Annotated in this window: 13 protein-coding genes and 1 pseudogene; 10 read left to right on the forward strand and 4 right to left on the reverse strand. The window is 60.4% G+C overall.

The window, feature by feature from the left end:
- Positions 1-259 precede the first annotated feature (259 nt).
- Positions 260-1,984: an acetolactate synthase catalytic subunit gene (locus LB568_RS15450; RefSeq protein ID WP_224730582.1), complete on the forward strand. Its 1,725-nt coding sequence runs from the start codon at positions 260-262 to the stop codon at positions 1,982-1,984.
- 50 nt (positions 1,985-2,034) lie between these two features.
- The gene (locus tag LB568_RS15455; RefSeq protein ID WP_224730583.1) at positions 2,035-2,451 is read left to right on the forward strand and encodes an SRPBCC family protein; all 417 of its coding nucleotides are present in this window, start codon (positions 2,035-2,037) and stop codon (positions 2,449-2,451) included.
- Between the two features lie 63 nt (positions 2,452-2,514).
- Here LB568_RS15455 and LB568_RS15460 read toward each other — a convergent pair whose 3' ends face one another.
- Positions 2,515-2,811, reverse strand: a complete 297-nt coding sequence (locus LB568_RS15460; protein ID WP_013897132.1) for a DUF982 domain-containing protein — start codon at positions 2,809-2,811, stop codon at positions 2,515-2,517.
- Between the two features lie 116 nt (positions 2,812-2,927).
- Positions 2,928-3,226 (reverse strand): annotated as a pseudogene (locus LB568_RS15465) (amylo-alpha-1,6-glucosidase); the annotation flags it as partial.
- 190 nt (positions 3,227-3,416) lie between these two features.
- On the opposite strand from LB568_RS15465, the gene LB568_RS15470 reads away from it, so the two are divergent.
- From LB568_RS15470 to LB568_RS15485, 4 genes are all read left to right on the forward strand, one after another.
- Positions 3,417-3,773 (forward strand): hypothetical protein, encoded by a 357-nt coding sequence (locus tag LB568_RS15470; RefSeq protein ID WP_224730584.1) that lies wholly within the window; start codon positions 3,417-3,419, stop codon positions 3,771-3,773.
- 258 nt (positions 3,774-4,031) lie between these two features.
- Positions 4,032-4,502, forward strand: coding sequence for an Hsp20 family protein (locus LB568_RS15475; RefSeq protein ID WP_224730585.1), 471 nt, complete (start codon positions 4,032-4,034; stop codon positions 4,500-4,502).
- A 75-nt stretch (positions 4,503-4,577) separates the two neighbouring features.
- Positions 4,578-5,072, forward strand: coding sequence for an Hsp20/alpha crystallin family protein (locus LB568_RS15480; RefSeq protein WP_013897129.1), 495 nt, complete (start codon positions 4,578-4,580; stop codon positions 5,070-5,072).
- Between the two features lie 71 nt (positions 5,073-5,143).
- Complete coding sequence (locus LB568_RS15485) at positions 5,144-5,737, forward strand: ETC complex I subunit (protein ID WP_224730586.1); 594 nt, start codon at positions 5,144-5,146, stop codon at positions 5,735-5,737.
- 60 nt (positions 5,738-5,797) lie between these two features.
- Here LB568_RS15485 and LB568_RS15490 read toward each other — a convergent pair whose 3' ends face one another.
- Both LB568_RS15490 and LB568_RS15495 read right to left on the reverse strand, forming a co-directional pair.
- Positions 5,798-5,992 (reverse strand): hypothetical protein, encoded by a 195-nt coding sequence (locus LB568_RS15490; RefSeq protein ID WP_224730587.1) that lies wholly within the window; start codon positions 5,990-5,992, stop codon positions 5,798-5,800.
- 152 nt (positions 5,993-6,144) lie between these two features.
- A complete protein-coding gene (locus LB568_RS15495; RefSeq protein ID WP_224730588.1) occupies positions 6,145-7,095 on the reverse strand; it encodes a PfkB family carbohydrate kinase in 951 nt (316 codons plus the stop codon).
- 510 nt (positions 7,096-7,605) lie between these two features.
- Between LB568_RS15495 and LB568_RS15500 the strand changes: the two genes are divergently transcribed.
- The 4 genes from LB568_RS15500 to LB568_RS15515 all read left to right on the forward strand — a co-directional run bounded on the left by LB568_RS15500 (position 7,606) and on the right by LB568_RS15515 (position 16,707).
- Complete coding sequence (locus LB568_RS15500; protein WP_224730589.1) at positions 7,606-8,436, forward strand: alpha/beta fold hydrolase; 831 nt, start codon at positions 7,606-7,608, stop codon at positions 8,434-8,436.
- A 3-nt stretch (positions 8,437-8,439) separates the two neighbouring features.
- Entirely contained in the window at positions 8,440-8,961 is a 522-nt protein-coding gene (locus LB568_RS15505) for a hypothetical protein (RefSeq protein WP_224730590.1), read from the forward strand.
- 2,017 nt (positions 8,962-10,978) lie between these two features.
- Complete coding sequence (gene trxA, locus LB568_RS15510) at positions 10,979-11,299, forward strand: thioredoxin (protein ID WP_064995677.1); 321 nt, start codon at positions 10,979-10,981, stop codon at positions 11,297-11,299.
- Positions 11,300-11,577: 278 nt separating this feature from the next.
- On the forward strand, positions 11,578-16,707 hold the full coding sequence (locus tag LB568_RS15515) for a shikimate kinase (protein ID WP_064995676.1): 5,130 nt from the start codon (positions 11,578-11,580) through the stop codon (positions 16,705-16,707).
- The last annotated feature ends 162 nt before the right edge of the window (positions 16,708-16,869 follow it).

Here is a 16,869-nt window from a genome sequence, read left to right on the forward strand (position 1 = left end):
AAGTCAGAGAAACGGGAAATCCGACAGCCAAAACCGTCTGACCCCAATCCAAAGAACAAGCCGCCAAGGGACACTCGCGAAAACGCGGCGCCGAATCCGGACGGCCATAGCGAAATACCCGATCCGAGCACGCGAGAAGAGCTCGAGACAAGCAAGCCTAATCCGAAGCGTTAGCCCTACGATGGGGAGGCGATCGCACGCGCTTCGATACTGCCAATCCTCACGGGCGAACTCGCCCACAAATATTGGAGCATTTGTTATGAACACTGACGTGGCACGAACGGTTGTCGACGTTGTCGCCGACGGCTTGGTCCGACACGGCGTCGAATTCGTTCTGGGACAAAGCGTGCCGACCGCGCTCGTGCTCGCCTGCGAGGATCGCGGCATCCGAAATATTACATACCGCCAGGAGAATGCCGGCGGTGCAATCGCCGATGGCTTCGCGCGGGCCTCCGGCCGGGTGCCGGTGATGGTCTGCCAAAACGGTCCCGCTGCTGCGCTCGCGGTGGCCCCCTTCGCCGAGGCGAAGAAGGCGGGAATACCGATCGTCGCGATCATGCAGGAAGTAGACCGCTCTCACATCGGCAAGAACGCCTTTCAGGAATATGACCATAAGGCGCTGTTTGCCCCGGTGACCAAATGGTTTCACCTTCTCGAGAGCGCAGACGGCGTCGAGGATCATCTCGACCGGGCGTTCATCGCCGCCGCAAGCGGCAAACCGGGGCCAGCGGTGCTCATGCTGCCCGTTGATCTGCAAATGGCGCATGCCGGCACGTCTGCGCATCGTTCGATGCGGCTATGCAACTGGCCACTCGACCGGCCGCGGCCCGACGACAAGACGATCGGAGAAGCGGCCAGGCTTATCGACGCCGCCCGTCTTCCTGTCGTCATCGCCGGCGGCGGAGTGCTAAGTTCCGGTGCAGGCAGCGCGCTACTCCGCTTTGCTGAGAAAGCCGCCGCACCCGTTGCCACCACAAACATGGGAAAAGCGTCGATCCCCGAGACGCACCCGCTCGCGATGGGCGCGATCGGCAATCTCACCGGACCCGGCGGGCTCGGGAGGCATACGAAGCCGTTGGTGCAGCAAGCCGATGTTCTGCTGCTGATCGGCAATCGCACCAACGAGGACGGCACCGACCATTGGTCGCTGATTCCCGACGGCGCGCGTGTGCTTCACATCGATATCGATCCGCAAGAGATTGGTCGCAATTACGAAGCGGTGCGCCTCGTCGGCGACGCGCGCACCACGCTTGAAGCGCTGACCGACGCACTTGGCAGCCATTCCCGCAACCGCGATACGATTGAGCAACGCATCGCCGATGCCTGGGCAGCATTCGAACGCGAACGCCGGCCATTCTTGACGGATGCCGAACCAATTCGCGCCGAGCGCGCACTTGCCGCGATCCAGAAGCGTCTAGGATCAGACACCGTGGTCGTGGCCGATGCGAGCTACGCCTCGAACTGGGTTGCGGGCCAGCTTCGCACAAGCCATTCGAGGACGCGCGTGATCTCGCCGCGAGGCCTTGCAGGACTTAGCTGGGGCTTCCCGCTCGCGCTCGGCGCAAAGCTCGCCAGGCCCGAGGGGGAGGTCATCGTCGTCGTCGGCGACGGCGGTTTCGCCCATAGTTGGGCGGAACTCGAAACCGCCGTTCGGATCGGCATTGCGGTTACCGTGGTCCTCCTCAACAATGGCGTGCTCGGTTATCAGAAGGACGCCGAGAAAGCCAAGTTCGGTCGCTACACGGCGGCCGGTCACCTCGGCCAGGTCGACCATGCGGGCATCGCGCGCGCCTGCGGGGGTTATGGCGAAACTATCGAACATGCGCGTGACCTCGACGCCGCATTTGATCGGGCGGCTGGGTCCAACACCATTGCGCTTCTTGACGTGCTGACCGACCCTGGCGGCCATCCCCCGATCTCGCTTTACGATGGATCGCTTGACCGGCTGGACCGTGGGCGCGTCGTCCAAGATCCTGTTCCATAGACATTCCCCATCGCTGTGTATCTCCGCAACCTGCAAGAGAAGGAGCCAAGATGACCACGATCGTCGAAACGACGCGAATTGCCGAGAGGCCGGATGCGCTATGGCATGAGATCGGCCGGTTCGGGGCCGTAGGGGAGTGGCATCCCTTGTTAGACAAGGTCGAGAGCGAAGGCGAGCGTGAAGGCTGCCGGCGAACGGCCGAGGCGAAGGACGGAAGTCGACAAACCGAACGGCTTTTCGAAACGGATGCCGAGCAGCATTTCTATCGCTACGGCATAGAGTCAACCACAATGCCTGTGCGCGACTACGTTGCCGAGTTCAAAGTCCAGGACAATCATGACGGCACCAGCACCGTCGTCTGGTCAGCAGAGTTCCAACCAGAGGCTGATGAGCCGAAAGCGACCGAAGCGATCAGAGATTTTCTGAGGACCGGGTTGAATAATCTCGCTGCTGTGCACGGCAAGTAAGCTCGCGGCCGAAACTGGGCCCCGGAACGCAAGCTCCATCGGATGAAGAGACCTTCCGCACCCTCACAAGAGGTCTGCGTTGCTGATCTTTGGCCCTGTCATCCACGGCGGTGCTGTAGGCACATCCTCGATGACGCCGATCTTGCGGGCCCAAGTCGTAAAGGCCTTGTGCGCGGCCTCGACAGGCTTCCGACCGTCGTAAGCCGAGTAGCACGCCTCACAGGCCGCCGCGTGAAGGAGGCCACGTTTTTCGACAGGCCATTCTTCTAAAAACTCAATAGCATCCATCACGCAGTCGATTTTTTGGATGTAGCCATTCTCTCCTACGAAAACTGGCTGCCTGAAAGCATCACCTTCCATAGTGACCTCCCTTCAACAACTGAACCTGGTGATCGTTTCCGCAGATGCACTGCTCATATTCGAACCGCTGAATGCCGGCTGGACAACAGAAGAGATTGGAAGCACCTCTTCTCAATTCAAGACCAGCTTGCCAGGTGACGGCCAGCAGCAGCGACCCGGTCGCCGACGCGCTGAAATTGAGGTCGACCTTCGCCTCGCCAACGGGCTAAGTGCCGGATGACGATGTCGTCGATGCCGATCGGCAACCGTGGACGTTGGACATTGATCTCGAGCTTCCAGCCATCGATGCGGATTCCCAGACAGGCCTGCAGCATCATAAAGGCCGAGACCGCGCCTGCGTCAGACAGACAACCGGATAGGCAGTCGGCGCGTCGCCGATGGCCCGCGTAAAGCCGCAGAACAGCTCCGGCAGCCGCTGAAGAAGAGGAGACGGCCACGAAAAGCGACTGTTCCTGCCGTTCGATGCGGAACAGGACCGGCTTGTTCTGTGCCTTGCCGGGCCATTGAAATTTGGTCGAAACTCTCCAAAATTTCAGCCGGTGGAAATCGCGAGAGCCACCAAGATGACGTCAACAGAGGAGCCTTTTGGAAGCGGAAGACCATCGATGGAAAGAGCCATTTCGACGAGTTTTCCCCAAGTCGGGCCCGAGGGCCCTGATGTTTTTCTTGACCGGTTGCTGCATCCGGCACGGCATTTCGAGCGACCTCAGGACGTGCTGATCGACGAGACGCTGGACGTCCAGGAGAAGCGTGCAATCCTGTCATCATGGGCATCGGATGCCTGTGCAGTGGAATCGATGCCGGCGCTGCGCATGCCGCCCGGGGTCACCGAACCCGTTGACTTCGATGCCATCATGGATGCGTTGCGCCAATTGGATCAATGCGAGACGCTTCCCGCCAGTCGCAGTCATGAGCTCGACATCGCTGCCGCCGGATTCACAGCATTGGTAGATCGACTTTGAGCGAATGCCGCCTTTCAGGAATCCCAGGGGTCTTCCGCTGACGAGGAATTCGCCAGCGGAAAACCGAGTGCCTTCCTCCTGCCCATCCCCCCTACGTCGGATCTTGCCTGAAAATTTTCCTATGGCCTCTTGAATACGCAACTAGCTGTTCTAAATCGACAATCGCCGGTCGCCTGATGGGGCCGGCGCTTAGTCAGGAGGCGCTAAGGCTCCCCTTGGCGTCTTTTGTATCCATGTTGCTCAAAGGAGGATGTGGCTATGAAGACAAACCTCGATTTTACCCCCTTGTTCCGGTCCAGCATCGGCTTTGATCGCATTTTCGATCTGCTCGAAAATGCGAGCCGTATCACCGCGATAGACAATTGGCCGCCCTACAACATCGCCAAGACCGGCGAGGACGACTATCGCATCACAATGGCGGTAGCCGGTTTCTCGCAGGATCAACTGACCATCACTCATCAACCGAACTTGCTGCTTGTGAGCGGCTCGCAATCGGGTGAGGACGACGGCCAGTATCTTTATCGCGGCGTTCCCGGGCGCGCCTTCGAGCGGCAGTTCGAAGTGGCAGACCATGTGAAGGTCGTCGGCGCCAGCCTGGAAAACGGGCTGCTGAACATCGATCTCAAGCGCGAGCTTCCCGAAGAGATGAAACCGCGCCGGATCGCCATCGCCGGCAGCACGGCCCAGGCGAAGCCACGGCAGATCGAAGCCGAGAAGAACGCCGCCTGAAGTCAGAGTGAACCAGAAGCGACAGGCACCGGCGCTCGTCCGGTGCCGCGCTCTTGAACATGGAGGTGAATGAAGATGAACATGCGTGACCTTATCCCGTGGGGCCGCAACAACAACCAGGCCCCCAACATCTATGGCGGTGGCGATCCCTTTGTTTCGCTTCACCGTGAGGTAAACAGGCTCTTTGACGATGTGTTGAGGAGCTTCGAGACGCGTCTGCCTTCTATGGGGCAGCTCTCGTCTTTCGACAATGGCTGGCCGAAGGTGGAGATTTCGGAGTCGGACAATGAGCTTCGCGTCACCGCCGAGGTTCCCGGTATGGAAGAGAAGGACATCGAAGTCCTGCTCGATGAGGACGTGCTGACCCTGCGTGGCGAAAAGCGGTCGGAGACCGAAGAGAAGGGCTACTCCGAACGCTTCTACGGTCGCTTCGAGCGGCGCATACCTCTCGGCTACGAGGTCGAGGACGACAAGGTCAAGGCGTCCTTTGCCAATGGCGTCCTGACCTTGACGCTGCCGAAGAACCCAGACGCGCAATCGAAGGTGAAGCGCATCCCGATCACCCACTGACGCATGGAGCAAGTCGGGGGTGGCAGGCAGCCGCCTCCGACGCATCCTTCGCAAAATGGGAGGATTGAACGATGCAAAAGCAAGAAAGAGAAGTCACACAAGCCGCAGAAAATCTCGCACCGGCAAACGACAATCGCAAGCGCGCGCTGTCATTCGGCAGATCCGAGTTCCCGCATGATGCGGTCGCACGGATCTACAAGCCTTCCCGTTCAGTCATGACCTCTGGCCGTGCGCGGGCGAAAGGCTGGCGGCTGATCTTCGAGCGCCGTATGGCGCCGGTCATCGAACCGCTGATGGGCTACACCGGAAGTGGTGACACGCTGACTCAGGTGGAGCTCGATTTTCCGACGGTTCAGGCGGCCATCGACTATGCCGAACGTCAGGGCCTCGCTTATTCGGTTCAAGGAAGTCCGGCGGCCGAAGAGTCCAGCGTCGAAACTTCCGATGCGGGAAGGCGGCTGCAGGCCGGCGTGTACGTTGTCCGGAGCCGCCTCAAGTTGGCTTTGCTGCAGAGCAGCCATGGCGAGATTTTGCAGGCGCCCCATGCCCCATTGCGGACCGGCACTGACGGACCCGGCGGCGCTTTATGCATACCGATGGACGTCAGAAGACGAGAAACGCGCCATCCCCGCGAGGGCCAAGGTATTAATCTCCTTATCAGTTAGCCCGATAACAACGAAACCGATCGCTCATGTTCCGATGGAGTGGCTTCTGGCAAGGAAAACTCAATTCGCGGCAGGCCGCTTTTTGCCCTTCTTTTGCGGCTCGCGCGCCAGTGCCTTGCGGATCCGCTCGATCTGATCCTCGTCCGCCTGAACGGGCTGCGAACTGTCGTCGGGCAATCCCTCTGCGGTCTGACCGATCGAGACATCTCGCGGCCTGTCGTTTGCGCCGGTGGTGATCTTCCTGTTCTTGGCCATGCTCGCCTCCATAGATATGAGGGAAATGGCGAAGGCTGGATCAGAGTTGCAGCGGTGGCAAAAAATCGGCTGGCGACTTTGGCCGGAGCATCGACAGAGTTCAGAGTCGGTCAACATCGGCTAGCAGAGCGGCAGGCCGAATGGTCGCCCTGTCACCGGCCATTCTTCTTCAGCACGGAAACGAGCATTTGATCGAACTCCGACCGTGTCGGATAAGACGCCTGCGTGCCTTTCCGACCAACCGAGAAGCTTGAAGCCGCAACGCCCCAGCAGGCGGCTTCGTATGCCGATTTGTGCTCCAAGGTCGCGGCAGCAAACGCGGCAATAAAGGCATCGCCGGCCCCTGTCTTGTCCACGACATCGACAGACGGCGCCCTTATTGCTGTCGTCTCGTTCCTCTCATCGAGGATGCAGCCACCGTCGGAGAGCTTAACGCATGCAATTTCAACCCCCAGCGCGTTGAATTTTGTTGCCGCGTCGCGGGCCTGGCTTTCATCGGCTACTTCAATTCCCAAAGCATCTGCTGCTTCCTTCTGGTTGGGCGACACCGCATAGAAGCGTTTCAGGTCGGTCTTCTCGATCTGATCGGCAAATGTTGGATCGACGATGATCCTGAAGCCGCGTCTTTCGGCAGCTTTGAATGCGGCCTCAAGCACAGCACGAGGAACCTCGAAATCAGCGATCAGGACGGAAGATGGCGGGGCGTTGTCGATTGCCTGTACGACTTTTTCGACAGCGGGAGCTTGCCAGTCCATATTCGCGTTGGGGACTGAAAGGATCGACTTGTTGCCATCTGCCGGGACGACGACAACAGCTATGCCCGTCACGGAGTTTGGAGCGACAAAGACGTCCTCCACGCCGAGGTTCTCTTGCATGAACGGACCGATGGCCACCGTGGCGAAATCGTCGTCTCCGACCTGGCCGAGAAGCTTTGTTGGAAATCCGAGCCGGTGCGTAAAATAGGCGACGTTGGCAGCCTTTCCGCCGCTCTTTTGAGAAAATCCGGATGCTCTGACGGTCGCGTCACCGCTGAACGGTTTGTCGACCTCGAACCTCAGGTCGGCATTAATGCTGCCCAGAGATAGAACCAGCGGCTGTGCCAAACTTCAAACTCCGCTTTTCGGGTTATTGGCTGGTATGATCCACAACCCTGCTTGCTCGCACGATCACCCGGTCGGATCCGTCGTAATGAGCTTTGCTTCGCGTCCGCGAGCCTCTGCGTCGACCATATCTAAGACGCCCGAGACCGCGGCGTTCGCTCGACCGCAGATCGTTGCCAAAACTGGTCCCGGGCGAGAATGGTTCCGCAGCGACGTTCTCGGAGATCGGCTCTTGTCCCAGGCGACCGTCTCACGGCCGGATTTTGGACGACCGCGTTTGGCGGATTCAGTTGAAGTGCTGCGGCACAAGCGCAGATAAAGCCGCAACAGGACGCGGCCTCGGTGCTGTCTCCGCCGGCTCAACCGGTCGAGTAGAATCGGGAACGCAGGCCGATCCGGTACGTTGCGGTGACATCTGCCTATCGATGATCTAGGCCGTCGACAAGTCGGGCAGAGCTTCTCGACGCCGATAGCTCGTGGTTTTCCAATCGCAGGTTCAGAGGCTTCCTGGTGATGGCGCAATGGAGTTTAGTTGACCGGTTCTCGTTTGATGGACACTCGATCGCTTGGGGCGCGATCGGTGAAGGGCCGCCGGCAGTTGTCATCCACGGCTCGCCTTTCTCCTCGTACGAATGGCGCCGGATCGCTTCTTGGCTCGGGCGACACCGGCGCGTCTTCTACTACGATCTTCTGGGCTACGGCCAATCGGCCAAACCTGATGCGGACGTCCTGCACGGCGCCCAGAACAGGTTGTTCGCAGCGCTCGCGAACCATTGGAATGTCGACCGGCCCGACGTCGTCGCCCACGACTTCGGCGGTTCGGCGGCGTTGCGAGCACATCTGCTGGACGGGATCGACTACCGCAGTCTCGTGCTGATCGATCCCGTGGCGATCAGCCCGCAAGGCTCGGCGCTCGTCCAGGCGGCAAAGGCGCATCAAAACGCGTTCTCCGGTTTGCCTGGCTATATCCATGAGGCGATCCTGCGCGCCTACATTGGCGCCTCCGTGAAGCACGCCCTACGCGAGGAGGAGATGCGTCCGTACCTTGAGCCTTGGTTGGATAAAGAAGGGCAGAAGGCCTTCTGGCGGCAAATTGCGCAAATGGACGACAAGTACTCGGAGGAGGTGGAATGGCGGTACGGCGAAGTCCGATGCCCTGTCGCCATCTTGTGGGGCGCCGAGGACGAATTCATTCCACTGCAGGACGGCGAGGAACTCGCCCGCCGTATCCCGGGCGCGTCGTTGACCACGATCTCCGACGCCAAGCACCTTGTTCAGGAGGACGCGCCCGAAGCAATCGTCGCCGCCGTTCTGGACTTTTGGAGCGGGCTGGAGGTGGCGTAGGCCATGAACGCAGCGCAGACAGTTGCACGGGGCGCTATGTTGAATTCCGTTGGCTCAACTCAATACGCGCCCTGCCACCAGCACCGCAATGGTGCGGCCGGCGCCTTAATCTTCGGCAACGCCTTGGTGCATCACCGCTTTGCCGGAGGTCACAATAGTCGCCACGACTTTTCGAAGGTTTTCCCGGCAGCTGGTTGCGCGACCGGCCCGATCCGACGCTTCGATCTCCGCCATTACGCACGGGCTGGCGTCGCGTTCGCGGCGACGTCAGCCCATGCGTTTGCAGCTGCCGCCGTGCGTGAGGCCGTTGCCGCCGGGCTGGGCGCGGGTATCGTCTCGAAGACGGAATTTCAACCGGATGAGCGCCTGAGGCCGCTGCGGATTGCCGATCACAAGCCGTTCACGGAGTCATTCGCGGCCTGTCTGAAGGGGCGACAAGAGCTTCGCCCGATCAAGGCATTTATGAAACTCGTGTCTGAGCTTGTGACTCTGGGGCCCGTCCAGGAAAGTGTTGCGGATATCTGATGACGCTTCGGTGAGAAGAGTGACGGCACTTTTTCAAGTGCTGGGAAGGCCGAAATGGGAATCGAATTGATATTACAAGTATATGAAAAATATGGATAATACTGCCAAAACAGGCAATGGTGCCCAGAGGCGGAATCCAAGCAGAGAAAATAGCACTTGGTTTCTCAATTGCATAGTTATGAAGCAGCAGCAGCGCTGACCAACAAAAATACCAACAAAATATTTCTGTGGATTGGTTCGGTTCCCGAACATTGCCTTTCGGTCCGACGCCGCCGCACCCTAGATGCAGTCGAGCATCGCAGCGACTTATCACCTATCCATCGACAATCAAGTCACATGTATTTGCCATGCGATGTTTGCAACTTGGACAGAGTGTCCCCTGCGGACAAAATTCCTGAACGACTGCTTCGCCCTCATCGCAGCCATTAAAGTGAGTTTTGGTCACCTGGACGCGGACACTTAGACCAAATTCGGCAATGGAGGGCTCTTACCTGGGATGTCGAAGTGCCTAACGCCTCACTCGAGCCGTACTTTCCCTGACGGTCAACCTGATCGCCAACTCGCATTGCGATGGTGATGTGATCGGCAGCAATTCGGCCCATGTCGCGTGCCGCACTGGACTCTGTTGCTGGGCCACAGACCCGATCGACACTCGGAGTATGACCGTTTTCTGTTCGACTACCATCAAATCACGGGCGAACTGCCAACCGCATGCTCGAACTGTTTGAACGCCACGGTCGCGTGACCAATCGTTTCTCGGTGCTAAGCACGGACGATCATAATCAGATACACGCGGCGTTTTCGCCCGAGGACCTGATGGGGTCGAATTCATCCTGCGGGGCAAGGACGGGCCGATCGCAAAGGCTTTCACCGGGCGCGCACGCGCGCGGAGGAGGGCGTCCGGCAAAGATGCCGCAATCGCCGTGCCGGAGGGCTGTCCCACGACTATCGCCTGTGTTTCTGGCTCTCTGGCAAATATGCGGCAGGGACGTTTACAACTGGTGACGCCGGTAACGAACGCTGGCCTCTCGGGTACCGAATAATGTCTCAACGTGTCTTCAGCACGCCCGACGAGTTCCGGGAGGGTCTCGATGGCATCGTCGACGAATATGCTCGAAAACCCGCCTCCCAACCGGCCAATTCGCTTCCGCGGAGACCTGCAACACGAGGCGGGGGACCACTGCTTCCATCTCCGCTCACGGAACATTCAGCATCGAGTGCTCGACGGGGTGGTTCCGATTTCCATTGTCATCTAATCGCGAGCGGGAACTGTACAGCCTCGGAGCTGATTATGGGGGTCACGGATGCAGCGAGCGTCCTTGCCATCGCCGACCTGCTCGATCAGCTATACGCGGCTGGGGTGATCGAAGAGGATCTCGACGACATTTCGCTTGGCAGAACGGGATGACGGGCGCGGGCCGCAGGCCGCGAGCTTTTTTGTCGCAACGCCACTGCCCTGCGTTCCACTCCGATAAAGCGGGCTATCGCGGCCGGTCCTCGACGAAATCGTGGTGCTCGCCGACGGCTTCGCCAATGACAATGGCGCCAAGCTTACCGGACCCCTCTATGCCGTGGGTTGGCATTGAAGTCATTGGCAAGCCAAGCCGGCGTGGCGTTTCCCCTCGCAGATCATCTGGTCGCACCGTCCGTTGCGCTGTCACGTCATGGTTATCGTGCGCGATGCCGTCCGGCGACAGGGGCAGACTATCTGCCAGGCCTTGCCGCGGGCTTCCAATTGTAGATCGTCGCTTCGGAGATCCCATGCTTGCGAGCCGGTCCAGCATGTCCGATCTATCCACATTACGAATGTAACCCGTTTCGACGTTGACCCTTCAGAACTTTGGATCTTCATTGCAGGACACGCTCCAATCGGCGCATTCGATGTTGAACGAAGGTCCATTTGCCGCTGGCAAAACTTACATCATCTAACTCGGGCTCAGTCAAAGTGGAAACAGCGTTCGGCTAAGCCGGAAACCGTCACATTTGATTCAACAATTCTTCGGTCAAAGGAGCAGCCATGGCTACCGTGAAAGTCGATATCGATAACTTCCAGTCGGAAGTTCTGGAATCCGCAGCACCCGTCGTCGTCGATTTCTGGGCCGAATGGTGCGATCCCTGCAAGATGATTGCTCCGAGCCTCGAGGAAATCTCCGTCGAGATGGAAGGCAAGATCAAGATCGCCAAGCTTAACATCGATGAAAACCCGGAACTCGCCGCCCAATTGGGCGTGCGCTCCATTCCGACGCTTGCGATCTTCAAAGGCGGCGAAGTGGCCGATTTCTCGGTCGGCGCCAAACCGAAGACAGCTCTTTTGAACTGGATTTCGAACGCTGCCTGATCGAGGTCGCTCAAATGAAGAAACCGTAGATCCGCCCCGTGGGTTCATAGTGATTTATTGGCATTTGTACAGGGCTCAGCCCTTTGTGCTTCCGCTTTATGCCGGAACGAACGAGTGGCGAGGAAGCTTTTCACTGGGGCGTTGTCGAGGCAGTTGCCGTTGCGTGAATGCCGCAGCTTTCACGCATGCCGTTGCAGGTTCGCGTGACCGCACTCAACCAATGACGCCCTGTTGTTGACAGGCTTAGGCGATGCGTCTTGCTGGATCGGAGAGGGAATATGGGCAGTACCGGAGAGTTGGTCGGACAAGCAGGGCGTCCTGATAGCGAAGAAGGCCCGCACCGCGTCTCCGACGCAATGTCGGACCAGCAGAAGACGCGCGAAGAGACGCTTGCCAGCGCCGGCGCGGTGGTTGCCCGCGACGGCAATCTCGACGGATTTTCGGATTCAGAGTTGGCCAATTTGGTGAACGGCTTCAGCAGATGGCCGGACCAGCAGGAGACGCGCGAAGCGACGCTTGCCATCGCAGGCGCGGTGGTTGCCCGCGACGGCAATCTCGACGGATTCTCTGATCCAGAGTTGGCCAATCTGGTGAACGGCTTCAGCAGATGGCCGGACCAGCAGGAGACGCGCGAAGCGACGCTTGCCATCGCCGGCGCGGTGGTTGCCCGCGACGGCAATCTCGACGGATTCTCTGATTCAGAATTGGCCAATCTGGTGAACGGTTTCGGCAAGTGGCCGGAAGAAGAAAAAGCACGCAAGGCGATCGTTGCCATCGCCAGCGAGCTCGGTTCCAAGGGCCGTCGCTTCAGTGCTTTCGGCACGCCCGCACTAGTCAGGATCGCCAATGGCCTGTCGCGGGGTATCGAGGCGGGAGAGACCGCCGGCGAGGTCGCCGAACCGGCCTTGCTGAAGGACCGGCTGCATCAGCTGGCGCACTACCTGCAATATGCCGAGGATCGGCTCCAGCAGGCCGATGTCCATGCCGTCGCGGGTATATTCAAGGCGTTGGGCAAGGCGCAGTTGTTGGATGATCTGGGTATGCTGGCACAGCCGGGGCTGGACAGGCTCGAGGTGTTACGTGCCGCTCCCGGGTTTAAGCTCGACAACAACCTCGAGACGATGGGCAATCTTTGCAGCTCCCTGCTGCCACTAGCTCGCAGCCCGAAGCCGGCGTTGCGCTGGCACCGCAAGTCGACGCTGAACCTGCTCAACGCCATCCAGCCGGTGGTGGAACACAAGATAGATGCCTATCTCGCAGCAGGCCAGGCCGAGCGTACCAGCGGCGCCAATGCAAGCCGCCGCCCGGCGCTTTCGATCCATCAGGTGCTCAAGACCCGGGCGGTGCTGGAGACGCTCTACCGGCGGCCCTATGTCGACGGCGACGAGCTCGCCTTGCGGGCCAGGCAGGAAGAGCTGCATGGCAAGACTAGGCAGATACTGAAGAGCGCCCGCACCCTCATCGACGCCGACCTTTCCTACAAGAGCTGGAACGTGATCGCCTCTATCGAGGCGAAGGAACCGCTCGAAGCGCTCGACACCTTCATGGCGCAGAACGCATCGATGATCCAGGCCCAGCATGCAGCCGCCAGCTTCGATGTTCATCGGGTGCTTCAGGCCATGGACCAAGAGCCGAGACCGCCGCAAGGCGATGCCGGACTAATGCGGCTGCCGGTGGTCGACATGCAAGGCCAGCCGCTGGCCAGCGAAGCCGAGTTGCGCTATTCCATTTTCCATCGCTTGACCTCGGGCGCGGTGAACGTGGTGGCGGTGCAGCTAAAGGGAACTCCGACTGGCGCCATGTTGACACGCACGGTGGCCGTGGAGGGCGTGCCCTACCGCATGGACCTGTTCGGCGGCAGCAAACTGAAGCCGCCGCAAAGGAGCCTTAACCAGCTTGCCTCTGACCTGCCCTTCACGGCCGCAGAGGCCCCAAGCGGCAAGCTTTTGGCGATCCCCTATGCCGAGACGGCTCCGGGTACGGCCTTTGAGCAGCTGTCGCGGGCCTGGGCGCCGTTCAAGGAAGCCTATTACTATACCCAGCGCCGCGGATTTGCCGCGCCGCCGGGCATCCCCGACGTTGGCCCGCATGATTATGCGCTGGAAGGGTGCTTCAAGCTGTCCCTTCTGCCCGACCGCCCCGCAGGCGCGGTGCATCCCTTCCGGTTCGAGGGGCGAGACGGCGAGATCGCCTTGCGGCCGCATGACGGCTGCGGCTTCATCAGGGCGTCGCTGGCCGAGCGCATGCCGTCCGTTGCCCGGGCTCGCCACGACGCTCCCGAGCGGATGCCTGCCTTTGCCGATAAAAGGCAATCGGCGGTACCGCCCACGGCGCTGCAACATTATCCGCGCAGCGTCGAGGTGGCACAGGAGACCCGCGAGAAGGCTCTGGCGTGGCTCGAAACCCATCAAAGCCTCACCACCGAGGAGCTGTTTCGGACGGTCACGGGCGGGCATATCGAGGGTTCGAACGCTATCGCCGTGCCGTCCAGTGACGAATGCCTGTATGTGCCGACGGGCAAGAGCAAGACCTTGACCCGTGACGCTGGCGTACTTGTCGGACGCTCCCCCTATGACAAGCCCAACCTGCGCCCGTTCGCCGCCGACCGGGTCAGGTCGGCGCGCGATGGCGACCGCACCGCGGCGTTCCTGGATCGGTGCGTGGCCTTCCAATACAGCTTCAACGTCGCGCACAGATCGGGGGCTAGGCTTGCCGCCGACGATCCGACCTTCTTTGCCAAAGGCGTCTTGATCGTTGTGCCCGACGAAATGTGGCCGGCGGACTTCGCCGACCGCGGGATGGTGATGTCTGCCGAGGACGTAAAGTGCCATTCGCGCTGGCTGGAGGAAAAGGACCGGGTTAAGACCGACACCGCGCTCGAGTGCGTCGGCATCCTGCAGGCGACGGAGGTGTTCGCGCCCGGCTCTTTGGTTGCGGTTCCGACCGTCCAACAAAAAATGCTCGACGGCGATTTTGATGGCGATGCCGTCATCATCATCGGCGACCAGCCTCGCCTTTACGAGCATGTGCGCCAGTTCGACGCGCAGCTGCAGGCGCGCGGCATCGCCTCGATGAAGCCGCCGAAGTCGCACACGCCGGCCATTGAGAAAGGCGGCTACCAGTTCAGCCGGTCCAAGCAGATCCTGTCGGCCACCGGGCTGGTGCTGGAGACCTACAGCTGCCTGCAGCGCAACGTGCTGGCGCAGCCGCTGGAGGCGCAACGCTGGTTTGCTGAGCGTGCCATCTTCGGCACCTACGAGGGCATTCATCAAGAGCTCAAGGCCGACATCCGTGCATTGTTGCAGGAAGATCGGCCGAATGGCCAGACCCTCCATGAGCTGATCGCCAGGGCGGGGGAAGACAGCAAGACCGCCCGGCATCCGGTGGCCTGCGAACTGGCCGCGTTGCTAGTGGCCGAGCTCCAGGACTGGAACCTGCAGCTCAATAGCGAGCCGGCTCATGAGCAGTCGGACGTCAAGCAGAAGTTTGCGCGATCCGTGGCCTCAACCGGCGCGAAGCCTGCCGTCAGCGCCGAGGCCGCCGCGCTCTTCCCGAAACTCAGCGAATCCTATCCGGCAACCGCTGATGCCAGGAAACGCGTCGACTTCCTGCTCAACCGCTATCAGGCGCGCATTGATCCGCGGCCCGACGGCTACAACCCGGTCGATCTGCATGAAAGCGCGATCAATCTGTTGAGCGTCGGCATCAAGGTCGGCACGGACGCCTACAAGTCCGAAACCGGTGCGCGAGTGTTCATGCAAAAAACCACCGAATTGCAGCGGCTCATAGAGCAGAGGCCGGGCTTCAAGTCGGCGCCCTATGTCAAGTCGCAGGCGGCAAAGCTCCAACAGGGCCGGTTCGACGTCGATGGCAGCCTGGCGGATCTGAAGGACAACCCCACGCTGGCGGCGTCGGTCATGGAGGCCTCGATCAGACTCGCCGTCGAAAACCGAATACTGCCCAGCGCCTTAGCAATTCCGGCCTACGACGACCCCGCCAGCAGGATAGCGCCGAACAGCGAACAGGCCCTGGAGCGCGCCAGGCTCGAAGCCGCCCTCGCCCAAGCGCAAGAAAGCGCGATTACCGAAACTGTGCATGCGGTTGCCGAGCTTTTGCGGCAGGACGGCATCGAGGTGCAGGTGCCGCATCTTGATCAACGGTCGCGTGGGCAGATCGGGACAGCCAACGAGTTGACCGGCCAGGGCGTGAGCGCGGCGCCGGATGCCCAACTGGTCACCAGTGCAGTGCGCCATGTCTTTGAGATCCCGGACGAGGCTTTTACGCGCGCCTTCAGGAAGGCGGCACTGGCCTTCGAGGAGCGTGACTGCAGCGAGGTCGAGACCACCAACTGGTTCATCAGGATGGACACGCAGGGGTTACGCGGCGTTCACACGGCGTTCAGAACCGCACAGAACTATCGCTTCGAGGTCGAGTTCCATACGCCGGCCAGTTACCGGGCCGAGCTCGCGCAGCGCGCGCAGAGCGAATGCGAGCTGGTCCCCATTCCCCGTGGTGCCTGGGACATATTACACTGGGGCTCGTCAGGAGAAAGCAGGTCGAGGGCGGCAGGGACCTCCAGGTCGCCCACCGTCGCAAGACAACAGAGTGCGGTCATTCTCTCGCCGCATGCCGGCAAGATCGTCGCGGCCCTCGGTACGAGGCCGGTCGTGCTCGTCGGCATGCCGGCGAGCGGCAAGTCGAGCATCGGCCCCCGCCTTGCCAGGGAGCTGGGGGTGGAGTTTGTCGACATCGATAAACTTATCATCAAAGGGCACGGCGATATTAAGGATATATTCGAGCGCCGTGGCGAGCCCTACTTCAGGGAGCTGGAGACTAGAGAGCTCGCCGAGCAGTTGAAGAAAGGCCCCATGGTCATCGCAACCGGCGGCGGCGGCTTTGTCAAGCAGCCCAATCGAGACCTGATCCGCGAGAAGGCGGTGTCAATCTGGCTCAACACCGACCTGGATGAGATCGGCAGGCGCCTCCACCTGCAGCAGCGCTCCACGGGCGACACCGGCCGGCCGCTGCTGCAAGGCCCCGACATCAAGCAGCAGCTCGAAAACATGTTAGAAAAGCGCGGGCCAGACTACCAACAGGCCGATATCAAGGTGGTCCCGACCTTTAGAAAAGACAAGAAGAACGCCGGCATTTGCGTGGAGGCGCTCCACGATTTTCTGTGCAGCAGGGAGAGAGAAGCCGCCCTGACGCCCGCTGCCGAGATGTCACATGTCTCCGGTGCTTCCGGCACAGTCGTGGAAACCATCCAGGCGCCGGCGGCACCAATGAGTCAAGGTGAACTGCCGCCTCTCGACACCCTCACCGCCGACCCGCAGCCTTTGCTGGCCGGCAATAACGCACGAGCGGATTTAGCATCTTCCATGAGAAGCAGAGAACGCTCAAGTCGATGACAACAAGCTTTAGGCGACAACGATCAGGTCCTTTCGCAGGTTTGGTGCAGGGGGCGGGTTCGCGCCGAATGCTAACAAAAGTGGGAATCGCATGCATAAAGTCGTCAGAAGCCTCTGGCCGAGTCGATCTGGTCCTAGATGACACAGGAGATTCGTTGACCG

It is taken from the genome of Mesorhizobium sp. B263B2A (assembly GCF_020165775.1).
In the GTDB taxonomy this organism is placed as follows: domain Bacteria; phylum Pseudomonadota; class Alphaproteobacteria; order Rhizobiales; family Rhizobiaceae; genus Mesorhizobium; species Mesorhizobium opportunistum.